Origin of the sequence: Sphingomonas sp. Leaf34 (assembly GCF_001421805.1) — a bacterium.
Taxonomy (GTDB): domain Bacteria; phylum Pseudomonadota; class Alphaproteobacteria; order Sphingomonadales; family Sphingomonadaceae; genus Sphingomonas.
The window spans coordinates 78,955-93,885 of the sequence record NZ_LMLC01000001.1 but is presented as its reverse complement, the minus strand read 5'-3'; the positions used below and the strand labels follow the sequence as shown (position 1 = coordinate 93,885).

Below are 14,931 nucleotides of genomic sequence, written 5' to 3'. Positions count from 1 at the left end.
CTCGGGCGGGGCGACACCCAGACGAATTTTTCCCGAATGCTCTTTTAGACAAAGGCCGGACATGCAGACTGTCGAGACGTTGAACGAGGGCCTCAAGCGCGCCTACACCCTCACCATCACTGCGAAGGATATCGATGCGAAGGTCGATGTCGAGCTGAAGCGCCTCGCGCCGCAGATGAAGATGCCGGGCTTCCGTCCGGGCAAGGTGCCGGCGAACCTCATCCGCAAGATGCACGGCCCGGCGCTGACGCAGGACGCGGTGAATGCTGCGATCCAGGAGGGCGTCCAGACTCTCGTCGCCGAAAAGCAGCTGCGTCCCGCGATGCAGCCTTCGGTCGAGCTGGAAGACGGCTACGACATCGGCAAGGACGCGGTCGTCAAGGTCGAGCTGGAGGTTCTCCCGCAGGTGCCGGCACCCGCGATCGACGGCCTGAAGCTCGAGCGCCTGACCGTGCCCGTCGCCGACGAGGCGGTCACCGAACAGCTCCAGAAGTTCGCCGACCAGCAGAAGAAGTGGGACGACGCCGCTGACGATTACGTCGCGCAGATGGGCGACCTCGTCACCGTCGATTTCGTCGGCAAGACCGCCGACGGCGTCGCGTTCGACGGCGGCACGGGCACCGACATGGGCGTCGAACTCGGCGCAGGGCGTCTGATCCCAGGCTTCGAGGATCAGCTCGTCGGCGTGAAGACCGGCGACGACAAGGTCCTGAACGTGACCTTCCCCGAGGAGTATCAGGAGAAGTCGCTCGCGGGTCAGCCGGCCACGTTCGACATCACCGTCAAGTCGGTGAAGACCGCGGGCGAGAGCGCGATCGACGAGGATCTGGCCAAGTCGCTGGGTCTCGAGAGCCTCGAGCAGCTCACGGGCCTGCTCAAGGGTCAGATCGAGCAGGAGCATAACGGGCTCACGCGCACGCACATGAAGCGCAAGCTGCTCGACCAGCTCGCCGAGGGTCACGACTTCGAGGTTCCGCCGTCGATGGTGGAAGCCGAGTTCAACCAGATCTGGTCGCAGCTCCAGCACGAAGCCACGCACGAAGCCGATCCCGAGGCCGCAATGGCCGAGATGGAAGGCGAGCGCGACGATTACCGCAAGATCGCCGAGCGTCGCGTGCGCCTGGGGCTCCTCCTGTCCGAGATCGGCCAGGCGAACGGCGTCGAGGTTTCCAACCAGGAAATGCAGCGTCTGCTCGCCCAGGCTGCCCAGCAGTATCCGGCCGAGCAGCGTCAGCAGTTCATGCAGTATGTGCAGTCCGAGCCAATGGCGGCCGCCCAGCTGCGTGCGCCGCTGTACGAGGACAAGGTCGTCGACTTCCTCTTCGAGAAGGCCGAGATCACCGATCGCGAAGCCACCCGCGAAGAGCTGGAAGCTGCGATCGAGAGCGAGGACGGTTTCGCGAGCGGCACGCACGTGCATGATCACGACAACCACAAGCCGAAGAAGAAGGCCGCTGCCAAGAAGGCCAAGCCTGCGTCTGACGACACTGCTGCGGACGAGACCGTGACGGACGAGGCGCAGGTTTCGGACGCGGCGGACGAGGCTAAGCCCGCAAAGAAGGCGCCTGCCAAGAAGAAGGCGGCACCGGTCGAGGCCGAGACCGCGGTGACCGAGTCGTCGCCGGTCGCGGCCGAGAATGCCGAGGGTACCGAAGCTGCCGACGCACCGGTGAAGAAGCCGCGCGCCAAGAAGGCGCCGACCAAGACCGAGGCGTAACGCCGATCGGAGTGCCTCGTCGCTGAGGCACGCACCCCGTTTTCGGGCCACCTCCCCGGCGGAGGCCGGGGTCCAGTTGGAAAGGCTACTATAACGGCGCGTAAAGCTCCGTTATGGACCTGCCCCGACTGGACCCCGGCCTCCGCCGGGGATTTGCGTTTCAGGGGGTTCGGTGGCCGAAAATAGCATCTGCAAGGCAGCCTCCGGCACGATAGGGCAGGGCATGACCGAACCGAGAATCGCCGTCCTCCTCCCCTGCTACAACGAAGCGGCGGCGATCGCGCAGACCGTGGCGGGGTTCCGCGCCGCGCTGCCGGGTGCCACCATCTACGTGTACGACAACAACAGCGCCGACCAGACGGTGGAGGTCGCGCGCGCGGCGGGTGCCGTGGTGCGGACCGAGCGGATCCAGGGCAAGGGCGCGGTCGTCCGGCGGATGTTCGCGGACATCGATGCCGATATCTATGTGATGGCCGATGGCGACGCGACTTATGACGCTGCCTCCGCCCCGGCGCTGGTCGCGCGCGTGCTCGACGAACAGCTCGACATGGTCGTCGGCTCGCGCATCAGCCAGGTTCAGGAAAGCTATCGCCGCGGCCACCGCTTCGGCAACGCGCTGCTGACGGGGATGCTCGCGCGACTGTTCGGGCGGAGCTTCACCGATATCCTGTCGGGCTACCGTGTGTTTTCGCGGCGGTTCGTGAAGAGCTTCCCCTCGCTGTCCGCCGGGTTCGAAATCGAGACCGAGATCAGCGTCCACGCGCTCGAGCTCAAGATGCCGATTGGCGAGGTCGAGACGCCTTATTACGCACGGCCCGAGGGGTCCGAATCGAAGCTCAGCACCTATGGCGACGGGTGGCGGATCCTGCGGACGATCTTCACTTTGTACCGGATCGAGCGGCCCTTGTGGTTCTTCGGTGTGATCGGCGGGGCGTTTGCGGTGCTGGCGCTGGTCCTCGGCATCCCGCTGGTGCTGACCTATATCGAGATCCACCAGGTGCCGCGCTTCCCGACCGCGATCCTGATTACCGGGCTCGGAATCTTCGCTGCGCTCAACGTGTTCACGGGCCTGATCCTGGACACCGTTGTCCGCGGTCGGCGCGAGGTGCGGCGGCTGGCGTATCTCGCCTATCCCGCACCCGGCATCTGACTCCAATGCCCCTGCTGTCATCCTCCCCCGCCAGGGGGAGGTGGCTGGCGTTAGCCAGACGGAGGGGGAGGTAAGCGAAACCTCTGGTCCGTGTCCTCCCCCTCCGACGCCTTCGGCGCCACCTCCCCCTGGCGGGGGAGGATCGTTTGGCCTCTGCCTGGGACAGCCGATCCGCGCTAGGGCGAGGGCGGGCAGGGCTTGAACTCCCCCGTGCGAGCGCCGATGTTGGCAGTTCACTGGGGCATAAGAGAGATTTCCATGCACAATCCGTTCGAGACCGGCGACTTTGCTAGCCCATTGGCCAGCGCCGGGCTCGGCCTGCAGCAGACGCAAGCAGGCCTGGTTCCCATCGTCATCGAGCAGTCGAACCGCGGAGAGCGCTCGTTCGACATCTTCTCGCGCCTGCTCCGCGAGCGCATCATCTTCGTGACCGGTGGCGTCGAGGACGGCATGGCCTCGCTGATCACCGCACAGCTGCTCTTCCTCGAGTCCGAGAACCCGAAGAAAGACATCTTCATGTACATCAACTCGCCGGGCGGTGTCGTCACGGCGGGCATGGCGATCCATGACACGATGCGGTACATTCGCCCGCGCGTCGGCACGGTGTGCATCGGCCAGGCCGCCTCGATGGGCAGCTTCCTGCTCGCGAGCGGCGAGCCCGGCATGCGCGTCGCGATGACCAACGCGCGCATCATGATCCATCAGCCATCGGGTGGTGCTCAGGGCATGGCCAGCGACATCGAGATCCAGGCGCGCGAGATCCTGCGGATCCGCAAGCGCATGAATGAACTGTACGCGCAGTATACCGGTCAGCCGATCGAAGAGATCGAGCGCCGGATGGACCGCGATACGTTCCTCGAAGCGAACGAGGCCAAGGACTTCGGTCTGGTCGACGAAGTGTTCGACAAGCGTCCGGCACCGGCGGACGATGCAGCGAAACCCGCTTAAGCGGGGCCGGCACGGGGCGAATCGTACGTCCCGCCGGTTTATTTGATTGTAGGAACTCCGGGGTACGTTACGGTAGCGGCCCCGGAAACGGCACGTGCACCGACATGCGCGAGAGGTGATTGAATGACGAAGCTGAGCGGTGGCGACTCGAAGAGCACCCTCTATTGCTCGTTCTGCGGCAAGTCGCAGCACGAGGTCCGCAAGTTGATCGCCGGGCCGACGGTCTTCATCTGCGACGAGTGCGTCGAGCTATGCAACGACATCATCCGTGAGGAGACGAAGTCGGCGCTGGTGTCCAAGAAGGACGGCGGCGTGCCGACTCCGCAGGAGATCTGCGACGTCCTCGACGATTATGTGATCGGCCAGAAGCGCGCCAAGCGCGTCCTGTCGGTAGCGGTGCACAATCACTACAAGCGGCTCAACCACGGCGCCAAGGGTGCCGATGTCGAGCTGTCCAAGTCGAACATCCTGCTTGTCGGGCCGACGGGTTGCGGCAAGACGCTGCTTGCCCAGACGCTCGCCCGCATCCTCGACGTGCCGTTCACGATGGCCGATGCTACGACGCTGACCGAAGCGGGTTATGTCGGCGAGGATGTCGAGAACATCATCCTCAAGCTGCTCCAGGCCTCCGACTACAATGTCGAGCGGGCGCAGCGCGGGATCGTCTATATCGACGAGATCGACAAGATCAGCCGTAAGGCCGAGAACCCGTCGATCACGCGCGACGTGTCGGGCGAGGGCGTGCAGCAGGCGCTGCTGAAGCTGATGGAGGGGACGACCGCGTCGGTGCCGCCACAGGGTGGGCGCAAGCATCCGCAGCAGGAGTTCCTGCAGGTGGATACGACGAACATCCTGTTCATCTGCGGCGGTGCGTTTTCCGGTCTCGAGAAGATCATCGGCGATCGTCTGCAGGGCAAGTCGATCGGCTTCGGCGCGTATGTCGCCGGGCCCGACGAGCGCAAGACCGGCGAGACGCTGAAGTCGGTCGAGCCTGAGGATCTGCTCAAGTTCGGGCTCATCCCCGAGTTCGTGGGGCGCCTGCCGGTGATCGCGACGCTCGAGGATCTCGATGTCGATGCGCTGGTGAAGATCCTGAAGGAGCCGAAGAACGCGCTGGTCAAGCAGTACCAGAAGCTGTTCGAAATGGAGGACGTCGCGCTCGGCTTTACCGACGACGCGCTGGTCTCGGTCGCCAAGAAGGGCATCGAACGCAAGACCGGTGCGCGCGGGCTTCGTTCGATCCTGGAGAGCATCCTGCTCGACACGATGTTCGATCTGCCCGGCATGGACGGCGTCGACGAGGTGATGATCGACAAGGACGTGATCGAGGGCCGCAAGGAACCGATCCGCGTCTATGCCGAGAAGAAGAAGGCCGGCGACGCGGCATAAGGCTCGGCTGGTTTGCGATTGGGGAAGGGCGTCGAGCGATCGGCGCCCTTTTTCGTTTGGGGTGTGATCTCGTCCGCAAACTCGCCCTCCGTCATCCTGACGAAAGTCAGGACCCAGGATACCGAACGGGGGTCTTTGTGGCTCTGGACCCTGACTTTCGTCAGGATGACGGACGGGGGGTGTGGCAGAGCGCCGGACCTCCATCGCTTCGGGGAGGGCGGGGTTGGGTTTGCCGCTAGGATTGCGCGGTCAGAAGCCGAACCCGCTCCAGGTCCTTCGGACGCCCGAACAGCCTGAGTATCTCGGCCAGTTCGTCACGACGCGGCACATAGACGATGGCCTCTTCCACCCGGATCTGCACGCGGGTCCTCGGAAGCACCTTTGTCCATCCCGACGCGGTCGCGACATGAAACCCCGCCATGATCTCGACCACCAGCGGCGGCGCCGTCCACTGGCCGAACACCGCCGACCGGAACACCGGGCTTGCCGCCGCCTTCGCCGGCGCGACCCTCAGTTGCGCCAGCACACGCAAGGCATCCTCGACGCTCATCAGAACATCGACGTCGGCGACTGTGATCGCCGCCACCCCGTGAAGCGCCACCGCCGCGCTGGAAATCACCCACCAAGGATCGCGCGCGTCGCGCATCGTCTGCGCCACCATGACGAGCGTTTGGCGAAGATCGGGGGGCAGCATCCGGCCAATCTACCCGAACCCGACTCGCACACAATCGGCTCCAATCGGACCCTTATTGGTCGTCACGCATTCGTTGGGTACGTGAAACGAAGGAGCGTGCATGACGATCGAAGCGGCCGACCGACCGAAGGAACACGTAGCGGAAACCATGCCCGACCGTCTGGCGCTCCCGATCTGGACGCTCGTGGCGCCAGGGCTGGGCCTCGTTGCCATCCTCATCGGGCTGGCCAAGATGGGCGTGCTCGGCACGGCGGCGGCGGTGATCGTGCTGATCGGCAGCGTGCTGGCGGCGGTGCATCATGCCGAGGTGATCGCGCACAAGGTCGGCGAGCCGTTCGGTACGCTCGTCCTCGCGATCGCGGTCACGGTGATCGAGGTGTCGCTGATCGTCTCGCTGATGCTGTCGAACGCGGGCGATGCGACCACGCTGGCGCGCGACACGGTGTTCGCGGCGATCATGATCATCCTCAATTTCATCATCGGCCTCTGCCTGCTGGCGGGCGCGGTGCGGCATCACGAGCAGCGCTTCACGCTGAAGGGCATGACCGCCGCGCTTGGCGTGCTCGCGGCGATGGCGGTGCTGTCGCTTATCCTGCCGAACTACACCTCGTCGACCGCGGGTCCGACCTATGCGGCGTCTCAGCTGCTATTCGTCGCGGTCGTCTCGCTGATCCTCTACGGCACGTTCGTGCTGGTGCAGACGGTGCGCCACCGCGACTATTTCCTGCCCTTGACCGACGACAAGGACGATCATGCCGCACCGCCGTCGCGTCGTGCGACGGGAGTCGCGTTCGTCGCGTTACTCGTGGCGCTCGTCTCGGTGGTGCTGCTCGCCAAGACATTGTCGCCGACGATCGAGGCGGCGGTGCTCGGGGCCGGCTTGCCGCTGACCGTGGTCGGCGTAGTGATCGCCGCGCTGGTGCTCGCGCCCGAGAGCCTGGCCGCGTACAAGTCGGCACGGCGCAACCGGTTGCAGACGAGTCTCAACCTCGCGCTCGGCTCGGCGCTGGCGACGATCGGGCTGACGATCCCGACCGTGGCGATCGTGTCGCTGGTGCTCGACCTGCCGATCGCGCTGGGGATCGACGCCAAGAGCATGACGTTGCTCGCGCTGTCGTTGTTCGTCGCGACGCTGTCGCTCGGCACCGGGCGGACGACGGTGTTGCAGGGCGTCGTCCATCTCGTAATCTTTGCCGCCTATCTGTTCACGACCGTGGTGCCGTGACGCGTCAGGGGCGCTGCGTCGCCAGATAGGCGATGACGTCGGCACGGTCCTTCGGGTCGGCGAGCCCTGCGAACGCCATCGTCGTGCCCGGGACCATCCGGCGCGGGTTGGCGAGCCATTGGTCCATCCGCGCGGCGTCCCACGTCCCGCCGAGCGCCTTCAGTCCGGCCGTATAGGCAAAGCGCGGGCGGCGCTCGCCGACGGGGCCGCCCAACACGCCGTAGAGATTGGGGCCATCGGTATCGCCTGCATAGCGTCCGATCGTGTGGCATGCGGTGCAGCGGCGGAAGACGCGCTCGCCGCGCGCGATCTGGCTGGTCGAGGCCGCGTCCGGCGCCGCGCCGCATCCCACGAGCGCTAACGCCAGCAGCAAGGACCAGCCCGCGACCCTCATGGTCTCTGGCGTGCCGCCAAGGCGAGGCCTGCGGCGATCTGCACCACTGCATACAGGCGTCGACGACCGGGGCGATCGATGAAGGGGGACACCAGCTTTTCCGTGCCGAGCGCGTCGTCTTTCCAGAGATCGACGTGGCGGCGCGGCTGGAGCAGGCCGATCAGGCCGTCGCCGACCATGAAGATCGCGGCCATCTCTGCCGCGCGCGCTGGCCAGATGTTCTCCTGCGCCCGCGAGAGCCCAGGGTTACGCACGGCGGCGTTTGTGATTTGTGGACCCCCGCCTTCGCGGGGGAACGGCGGCGTGATCATTGCGACTTGGCCTTTGCGGCTTGCGCGGCTTTCCAGGCGGCCACGTCTTCGAGCGCGAGACTGCGGCGGAGCACCAGTGCGTCCGGGTCGATCACGACATGCGCCCCCGCCGGGACCGACAGGCTCGCCCTCCCGCCGGTCATCGGCACCGTCCGCGTCCTGCCGTCGACCTGTATCTGGACCGGCAGCGGGAATGCGCCGTTGCCGGGCACCTTCCACGTTAACGCCAGTACGTTTCCGGCCCGGGTCTCGACCAGATCAGGCAGAGCTGCCTGGCGGAGATAGACGTCGAAGAACCAGGCATACTCCTTCCCCGTCACCTTGCGGACAAGCGCCTCATAGTCCTTCGTAGACCCGAACCTCGGCGTGAAATTGCCCGGCTTGGGGTCCGCTCGCCCGTATACCGCCAGCCGCGTGACATCGAAGAACGCCTTGTCGCCGATCAGCGACCGCAGCGTGTGGAGCATCCACGAGCCCTTATAATAGATGTCCTGGCCCGCGCCGCCCTTGTCGAGTTCGTACACCTCCTCCTCGGTGGTGATGCGCTGCTGCGTGATGGGCTTCAGATTCATGATCGAGGTCCGCTCGGTCTGCATCATCGCCGCATAACGCGCACGCCCCTCGCGCCATTGGCCGTAGAGCGGCTGCATGTACGTGCCGTATCCCTCGTGCAGCCAGTAATCGTCCCAGTTCGCCGCGGTCAGCTGGTTGCCGAACCATTCATGCGCGAATTCGTGCTGGAACAGCCAGTCGAACCCCTCGGGCGCCTTGGCATAGTCGTTGCCGTACGCGTTGATCGTCTGGTGCTCCATGCCCTTGTGCGGCGTCTCGACCACGCCAAGCTTCTCGTCGCCGAACGGGTAGGGCCCGATCATGCTTTCGAAGAAATCGAGCGTCGGCGCGAATTCGGCGAACAGCCTCTCCGCTTGCGCCTTCTCGCCCGGCAGGTACCAATAATACATCGGAATGCTGTTGCCGTAGCGGCTCTTGTACGTGCCGCTGATCTCCTCATACGGGCCGACGTTCAGCGCAATGCCGTATGTGTTTGGATGCTTGGCACGCCAGTTCCAAGTCGTCCGGCCGTCCGTCAGCGTATCGACGCCGAGCAGCACGCCGTTCGACGGTGCCTTCAAGCCCTTGGGCACGGTGATGTGGAGCGTCACCAGCGCCGGCTCGCCGGTCGGGAAATCGAGGCACGGCCAGAACAGGTCGCAGCCATAGCCTTCCGCGGTGGTCGCAAACCAGGTGTGGCCATCGGGTGTCTTCGACCAGACCATCCCGTCGTCCCACGGCGCTTTCACCGCGACATGCGGCGTGCCGCCATAGGTGATTTTTGCGGTCACGTTGCCGCCGGCCGCGACCGGCTTGGGGAGCGTGATCGTCAACCGCCCCTCCGGATTGCTCCACGCCGTCGGCGCCAGCGGCACGCCGTCGATCGCGATCGCGCTGACCGGCAGATTGCGATCGAGGTCGATCGGCAGGAGGGTGAGGGGGGCCTTCGCGGTGAAGACCAACGTGGCGACGCCGTTGAGGCTTTCCGTCTCGGGTAGCACCTCGAACGCAAGGTCCGCGCTGTCAAGCGTGAGCGCGGTCTGCTCGGGAGTCAGCACGCCGCCGGACCGCTGCGTCTGCGCGGTGATCGCCGGTTCGCCCTTCTTGGGGAGCGGGGCGGCGGCGAGAAGCGCGGTGGCGCCAGCGGCAAGAAGGAGACGGGACATCATGGCCGGTGTTCTCGCGCGGCGGTCGAGGTGAGACAAGCCCCCCTCCGTCATGCCACGTTCGTTCCGGCGTCCACGGGAAAGACGTGCGTTGCGGCACCCTCAGCCTCAAGACAGGCCCCCGGTGACGGATCGGGTGAGGCAGCGTCCGTCCCTACAAATACCGATCCCACCGCGAACCAATTGATGGACGGTTCATCCTCACCATATAAGATTCAATAATGCCCCCATGCAGGCACCCACCGGAGCGTTCATGACCCAGTACCCCGTCCTTCCCCTTCGCGACATCGTCGTCTTCCCGCACATGATCGTGCCGCTGTTCGTCGGTCGCGATAAGTCCGTTGCCGCGCTCGAGGCGGCAATGGCGGCGGACAAGGAAATCTACCTCGTCGCGCAGGTCGATCCCGCCGAGGATGATCCCGCGCGCGATGACCTGTACTCGATGGGCGTCACCGCGACTGTGCTGCAATTGTTGAAGCTGCCCGACGGCACCGTCCGCGTGCTGGTCGAAGGCAAGCAGCGCGCGACGCTGGAGACGCTGGACGAAAGCGGCGAGTTCCTGACCGCGACGGTCGAGCCGGTCGCCGATGCCGAGGTGGAGGGGCCTGAGCTGATTGCGCTGATGCGCTCCGTGGTCGATCAGTTCGAGAATTACGCCAAGCTCAACCGTAAGCTTTCGTCGGAAACGTCGGTCCAGCTTTCTGAGATCGACGACGCGTCGAAACTGTCCGACGCCGTGATTGCGAACGTCCAGATCAAGGTCGCCGAGAAGCAGGCGATCCTGCTCGAGACCAACCCGTCCAAGCGTCTCGAAATGGCGCTGACCGCGATGGAGGGCGAGCTGGGCGTCCTGCAGGTCGAGAAGAAGATCAAGAGCCGCGTCAAGCGCCAGATGGAGAAGACGCAGCGCGAATATTACCTTAACGAGCAGTTGAAGGCGATCCAGCGCGAGCTCGGCAACGAGGATGGCGAGGGCGAAGGCGACGAGATCGCCGAGCTGACGCAGAAGATCGCGACGCTCAAGATGAGCAAGGAAGCGCGCGGCAAGGCGACCGCCGAGCTCAAGAAGCTCAAGACGATGGCGCCGATGAGCGCCGAGGCGACCGTCGTGCGCAATTATCTGGACGTGCTGCTCGGCCTCCCATGGGGGAAGAAGTCGAAGATCAAGAAGGACATCGCCGCCGCGCAGGTGACGCTGGACGAGGATCATTACGCGCTCGAGAAGGTCAAGGACCGGATCGTCGAGTATCTCGCGGTGCAGGCACGCACCAACAAGCTGAAGGGGCCGATCCTGTGCCTCGTCGGCCCTCCCGGTGTCGGCAAGACCTCGCTCGGCAAGTCGATCGCAAAGGCGACGGGGCGCGAGTTCATCCGCCAGTCGCTCGGCGGCGTGCGCGACGAAGCCGAGATCCGTGGCCATCGCCGCACCTATATCGGCTCGCTGCCGGGCAAGATCGTGACCAACCTGAAAAAGGCCGGCACGTCGAACCCGCTGTTCCTGCTCGATGAGATCGACAAGCTCGGCCAGGATTTCCGCGGCGATCCGGCGTCGGCGCTGCTCGAGGTGCTCGATCCGGAGCAGAACGGCAAGTTCCAGGACCATTATCTCGAGGTCGATATCGACCTGTCGGACGTGATGTTCGTGTGCACCGCGAACTCGCTTAACCTGCCCCAGGCGCTGCTCGACCGCATGGAGATCATCCGTCTGGAGGGCTATACCGAGGACGAGAAGGTCGAGATCGCCGAGCGCCATCTGGTGGCCAAGCAGATCGAGGCGCACGGGCTGAAGCCGGGCGAGTTCACGCTGACGCAGGAGGGGCTTCGTACGCTCATCCAGCAATATACGCGTGAGGCCGGTGTCCGCACGCTCGAGCGCGAGATCGCCAAGCTGTGCCGCAAGGCGCTGCGCCAGATCCTCGAGAACAAGACGACCAGCGTCACGATCACGCCCGAGAATGTCGGTGAATATGCGGGCGTGCAGAAATATCGTCACGGCCTCGGCGAGACCGAGAACCAGATCGGTGCGGTCACCGGGCTCGCCTGGACCGAGGTCGGCGGCGAATTGCTGACGATCGAGAGCGTGACGGTTGCGGGCAAGGGCCAGGCCAAGCTCACCGGCAAGCTCGGCGACGTGATGAAGGAGTCGATCGAGACCGCGTTCAGCTTCGTCAAAGCACGTGCGCCCAGCTACGGGATCAAGCCGAGCCTGTTCGCGCGCAAGGATATCCATATCCATCTGCCCGAGGGTGCGGTGCCGAAGGATGGCCCGTCGGCGGGCATCGGCATGGTCACGTCGATCGTCTCGACGCTGACCGGCGTGCCGATCCGGCGCGAGGTGGCGATGACCGGCGAGGTCACCCTGCGCGGCCGCGTTCTGCCGATCGGTGGCCTCAAGGAGAAGCTCCTGGCCGCGCTTCGCGGCGGGATCGAGACGGTGCTGATCCCGGCGGAGAACGAGAAGGACCTCGCGGAGATCCCGGCGAACATCAAGGCGGGACTGAAGATCATCCCCGTAAGCCATGTCGACGAGGTGCTGCGACTGGCACTGACCGAGCCGCTCGAGGCGATCGAGTGGACCGACGCGGACGAACTGGCAGCATTGCCGCCAGCGCCGATCGCGCCGGTCGGAGGTGCGATGCACCACTGATCTGGATTAGTTTTAAAAGACTATGACGCGGCGGTTTCGTTTGACACCCAGCGAAGCCGCCGCATTATTGCGCGCTGACGCGGCCGCGAGTCCATTGCGGCCGATTCGAGTTTTTTCCGGGGGATACACATGAACAAGCAGGAGCTGATCGCGACGGTCGCGGACACGTCGGGACTCGTCAAGGCCGACGCGATCAAGGCGGTCGAGGCGGTCTTCGAAGCGATTGAAGCGTCGCTGAAGAAGGGCGACGAGGTTCGCCTGGTCGGCTTCGGCACGTTCTCGATCTCCAAGCGCAAGGCATCGACGGGTCGCAACCCGCGCACCGGCGAGCCGATGACGATCAAGGCTTCGACGCAGCCGAAGTTCAAGGCCGGCAAGGGCCTCAAGGACGCGGTCAACTAAATCCCTCGATGATCCTCCTCCGCAGGGGGAGGTGGCTGGCGATCGCCAGACGGAAGCGACGGTGAGCGATATCCTCTGCTCCATGTCCTCCCTTTGTCGGGGGAGGATCGGAGGGATCGGTATCGAAAGGGCTGGACAGGCGGATACAGTCTGCCTAAAGGCCCGCTTCCGAACGAGTTTCGGGCGCGTAGCTCAGCGGTAGAGCACACCCTTCACACGGGTGGGGTCACAGGTTCAATCCCTGTCGCGCCCACCAGATTTACGCCGGTTTCTTCGCTGAAGAGGCCGGCGTTTCTGTATCTGGCATCCATCGGGCATCCTGATGATCATAGGCACATTATGCCAAATACCTCGTCATCCTGACGACAGTCAGGACCCAGAGCCATGCAGGAATGCCCGCGATCACTCTGGGTCCTGACTTATATCCTAATGACGGATAACTGTGTCGCGACGGCCCAGACACGTGTCACTTATCATGACACTTTGTTCATTAGGCTCGTTCGTTCGATCGAACTAAACGCCGCCGCGTGGTTCAGTCCCGACTCCTCGACATCGCGATCAGCGAATTCGGTGCAAAGGGCCTCGAAGGGGCCAGCACGCGCGGGATTGCCGCGGCGGCAGGCACCGCGATGTCGTCGATCACGTATCATTACGGCGGCAAGGAGGGGCTGTACCTCGCCGCTGCCGACCGGATCGCCGAGCGGATGTCGGCGGTGATGGGCGATCCGCTCGAACTCGCGCCTGAGATCGCCATCGATGATCCCGACGGCGCACGCGCGCAGATCCACCGCATCCTCGGCCGGCTCGCGGACAAGATGGCGAGCGCGGAGAGCGCCGACTGGACGCTGTTCGTCCTGCGCGAACAGATGAACCCGGGCGAGGCGTTCGAGCGGATCTACAGCGGCGTGATGGGCCAGATGGTGCGCAAGCTCGGCGACCTGGTCTGCATCGCGACCGGACACGCCGAGGTCCGCGCGGCACGGATCGCGACGATTACCTTGATGGGGCAAGTCATCACGTTGCGTGCGAACCGCGCGACCTGTCTCAAACTGCTCGAGCGCGACACGCTCGAGGCTTCCGACATTCTCGATATCAAGGCGCGGATCGACGCCAATATCGACGCCATTCTCGATTCGATGCGTGCTGAAGAACAGGGCCAGGCATGACCGACCAGACGAACCACTCCGACACCGACCATGACGACGAGGACCGCAAGCGCGATCCGAATGGCGAGAACCAGAAGTCCGACACCGACCGGCAGGATGAGTCCGAGGAGTCCGACGACGACAAGAAGCCGTCGGTGTTCAAGAAGCCGCTGTTCTGGATTATCCTGGTCATCGTCGTCGGGGGGCTGATCATCGGCGGCGTGCTGTACTGGCTCCACGCGCGGCAGTTCGAATCGACCGACGACGCGTTCGTCGACACGCATATCGTCCGCCTCGCGCCACAGGTCGCGGGCACGCTGGTGCAGGTCGCCGATATCGACAACCGCCATGTCGAGGCCGGCCGGCTGCTCGCGGTGATCAAGGCGTCGGGTCGCGACGCACAGGTCGCCGAAGCGCAGGCCAACGAGCAGCAATCGCGCGCGCAATTCGCGCAGGCGCAGGCGCAGGTCACCGCCGCCGAGGCGCAGCGTCAGCAGGCTGCGGCACAAGCCCGCGTGCCGATGGCGGCCGCCGTGAAGGCGCAGCAGGACCTCGCGCGGTACGAGGCGTTGCTGCGGCTCGATCCGAGCGCGGTCGCCGGGCAACAGCTCGACCAGGCGCGGGCCACCGCTCGCCAGACGGCCGCGGACGCCGCGGCGGCGCGCGAACAGATCGATACCGCCACGGCGCAGATCACGGTTGCGCGCAGGCAAGTCGGTGCCGCCAGGTCGGTGATCGACGCCCGGCGTGCGCAGGTCGATCAGGCGAACGTGGCGATCGGCGACCTTCGCCTGACCGCGCCGGTTGCGGGGCAGGTGGTCAACCGCTCGGTCAATATCGGCTCCTATGTCGCGCCCGGCACGCAGCTGATGGCGATCGTCCCCGACACGATGTGGGTGACCGCGAACTTCAAGGAAACGCAGCTGACGCTCATGAAGATCGGCCAGCCCGTCGACATTCATGTCGACGCGTATCCCGGTGTCGAGTTCAAGGGTCATGTCGATTCGATCCAGCGCGGCGCGGGCCAGGCGTTCGCCTTGCTGCCGCCGCAGAACGCGACGGGCAATTACGTGAAGGTCGTCCAGCGCGTGCCCGTGCGGATCGTCTTCGATGCAAAGAACGGCCCCGATCCGAAGCGCTATCCGATCGGCCCCGGCATGTCGGTGGTGCCGACCGTCAAGGTCCGCTGAG

Annotated in this window: 13 protein-coding genes and 1 tRNA gene; 10 read left to right on the top strand and 4 right to left on the bottom strand. The window is 65.0% G+C overall.

Going from position 1 to position 14,931, the window contains the following annotated elements:
• Positions 1-61 precede the first annotated feature (61 nt).
• From tig to clpX, 4 genes are all read left to right on the top strand, one after another.
• Positions 62-1,717: a trigger factor gene (gene tig, locus ASF00_RS00480; protein ID WP_055872716.1), complete on the top strand. Its 1,656-nt coding sequence runs from the start codon at positions 62-64 to the stop codon at positions 1,715-1,717.
• A 223-nt stretch (positions 1,718-1,940) separates the two neighbouring features.
• Complete coding sequence (locus ASF00_RS00475; protein WP_055872714.1) at positions 1,941-2,867, top strand: glycosyltransferase family 2 protein; 927 nt, start codon at positions 1,941-1,943, stop codon at positions 2,865-2,867.
• A gap of 258 nt (positions 2,868-3,125) precedes the next feature.
• Entirely contained in the window at positions 3,126-3,815 is a 690-nt protein-coding gene (locus ASF00_RS00470) for an ATP-dependent Clp protease proteolytic subunit (protein WP_055872713.1), read from the top strand.
• Positions 3,816-3,938: 123 nt separating this feature from the next.
• A complete protein-coding gene (clpX, locus tag ASF00_RS00465; RefSeq protein WP_031396414.1) occupies positions 3,939-5,204 on the top strand; it encodes an ATP-dependent Clp protease ATP-binding subunit ClpX in 1,266 nt (421 codons plus the stop codon).
• A 235-nt stretch (positions 5,205-5,439) separates the two neighbouring features.
• Here the strand turns inward: clpX and ASF00_RS00460 are convergent, their stop codons facing one another.
• On the bottom strand, positions 5,440-5,898 hold the full coding sequence (locus ASF00_RS00460) for a hypothetical protein (protein WP_235525508.1): 459 nt from the start codon (positions 5,896-5,898) through the stop codon (positions 5,440-5,442).
• 100 nt (positions 5,899-5,998) lie between these two features.
• Here ASF00_RS00460 and ASF00_RS00455 point away from each other — a divergent pair, with 100 nt between their 5' ends.
• Positions 5,999-7,123 (top strand): calcium:proton antiporter, encoded by a 1,125-nt coding sequence (locus tag ASF00_RS00455; protein WP_156348122.1) that lies wholly within the window; start codon positions 5,999-6,001, stop codon positions 7,121-7,123.
• Between the two features lie 4 nt (positions 7,124-7,127).
• Here the strand turns inward: ASF00_RS00455 and ASF00_RS00450 are convergent, their stop codons facing one another.
• Genes ASF00_RS00450 through ASF00_RS00440 form a run of 3 tightly spaced genes read right to left on the bottom strand, consistent with a single transcriptional unit; the run spans position 7,128 to position 9,546 of the window.
• Positions 7,128-7,517: a c-type cytochrome gene (locus tag ASF00_RS00450; RefSeq protein WP_082463141.1), complete on the bottom strand. Its 390-nt coding sequence runs from the start codon at positions 7,515-7,517 to the stop codon at positions 7,128-7,130.
• A complete protein-coding gene (locus tag ASF00_RS18890; protein ID WP_235525507.1) occupies positions 7,514-7,828 on the bottom strand; it encodes a hypothetical protein in 315 nt (104 codons plus the stop codon). Before ASF00_RS18890 ends, ASF00_RS00450 begins: the two co-directional genes overlap by 4 nt.
• A complete protein-coding gene (locus tag ASF00_RS00440; protein WP_055875116.1) occupies positions 7,825-9,546 on the bottom strand; it encodes a M1 family metallopeptidase in 1,722 nt (573 codons plus the stop codon). Before ASF00_RS00440 ends, ASF00_RS18890 begins: the two co-directional genes overlap by 4 nt.
• A 253-nt stretch (positions 9,547-9,799) precedes the next feature.
• On the opposite strand from ASF00_RS00440, the gene lon reads away from it, so the two are divergent.
• The 5 genes from lon (at position 9,800) to ASF00_RS00415 (ending at position 14,930) form a co-directional block, all read left to right on the top strand.
• On the top strand, positions 9,800-12,193 hold the full coding sequence (gene lon, locus ASF00_RS00435) for an endopeptidase La (RefSeq protein WP_055875113.1): 2,394 nt from the start codon (positions 9,800-9,802) through the stop codon (positions 12,191-12,193).
• Positions 12,194-12,322: 129 nt separating this feature from the next.
• Positions 12,323-12,595 (top strand): HU family DNA-binding protein, encoded by a 273-nt coding sequence (locus tag ASF00_RS00430; protein ID WP_055872709.1) that lies wholly within the window; start codon positions 12,323-12,325, stop codon positions 12,593-12,595.
• Between the two features lie 181 nt (positions 12,596-12,776).
• Positions 12,777-12,851: transfer RNA gene (locus ASF00_RS00425), tRNA-Val, on the top strand.
• Between the two features lie 271 nt (positions 12,852-13,122).
• Complete coding sequence (locus ASF00_RS00420; protein ID WP_055872707.1) at positions 13,123-13,761, top strand: CerR family C-terminal domain-containing protein; 639 nt, start codon at positions 13,123-13,125, stop codon at positions 13,759-13,761.
• Positions 13,758-14,930, top strand: coding sequence for an HlyD family secretion protein (locus tag ASF00_RS00415; protein WP_055872705.1), 1,173 nt, complete (start codon positions 13,758-13,760; stop codon positions 14,928-14,930). The genes ASF00_RS00420 and ASF00_RS00415 overlap by 4 nt, the downstream gene beginning before the upstream one ends.
• The last annotated feature ends 1 nt before the right edge of the window (position 14,931 follow it).

Excerpts from the sequence above, each read along its gene's own strand:
- ASF00_RS00450 (WP_082463141.1), bottom strand. The coding sequence starts at position 7,517 with ATGAGGGTCGCGGGCTGGTCCTTGCTGCTGGCGTTAGCGCTCGTGGGA.
- ASF00_RS00475 (WP_055872714.1), top strand. The coding sequence starts at position 1,941 with ATGACCGAACCGAGAATCGCCGTCCTCCTCCCCTGCTACAACGAAGCG.
- ASF00_RS00470 (WP_055872713.1), top strand. The coding sequence starts at position 3,126 with ATGCACAATCCGTTCGAGACCGGCGACTTTGCTAGCCCATTGGCCAGC.
- tig (WP_055872716.1), top strand. The coding sequence starts at position 62 with ATGCAGACTGTCGAGACGTTGAACGAGGGCCTCAAGCGCGCCTACACC.
- ASF00_RS00415 (WP_055872705.1), top strand. The coding sequence starts at position 13,758 with ATGACCGACCAGACGAACCACTCCGACACCGACCATGACGACGAGGAC.
- clpX (WP_031396414.1), top strand. The coding sequence starts at position 3,939 with ATGACGAAGCTGAGCGGTGGCGACTCGAAGAGCACCCTCTATTGCTCG.
- ASF00_RS00455 (WP_156348122.1), top strand. The coding sequence starts at position 5,999 with ATGACGATCGAAGCGGCCGACCGACCGAAGGAACACGTAGCGGAAACC.
- ASF00_RS18890 (WP_235525507.1), bottom strand. The coding sequence starts at position 7,828 with ATGATCACGCCGCCGTTCCCCCGCGAAGGCGGGGGTCCACAAATCACA.
- ASF00_RS00440 (WP_055875116.1), bottom strand. The coding sequence starts at position 9,546 with ATGTCCCGTCTCCTTCTTGCCGCTGGCGCCACCGCGCTTCTCGCCGCC.
- lon (WP_055875113.1), top strand. The coding sequence starts at position 9,800 with ATGACCCAGTACCCCGTCCTTCCCCTTCGCGACATCGTCGTCTTCCCG.
- ASF00_RS00460 (WP_235525508.1), bottom strand. The coding sequence starts at position 5,898 with ATGCTGCCCCCCGATCTTCGCCAAACGCTCGTCATGGTGGCGCAGACG.
- ASF00_RS00430 (WP_055872709.1), top strand. The coding sequence starts at position 12,323 with ATGAACAAGCAGGAGCTGATCGCGACGGTCGCGGACACGTCGGGACTC.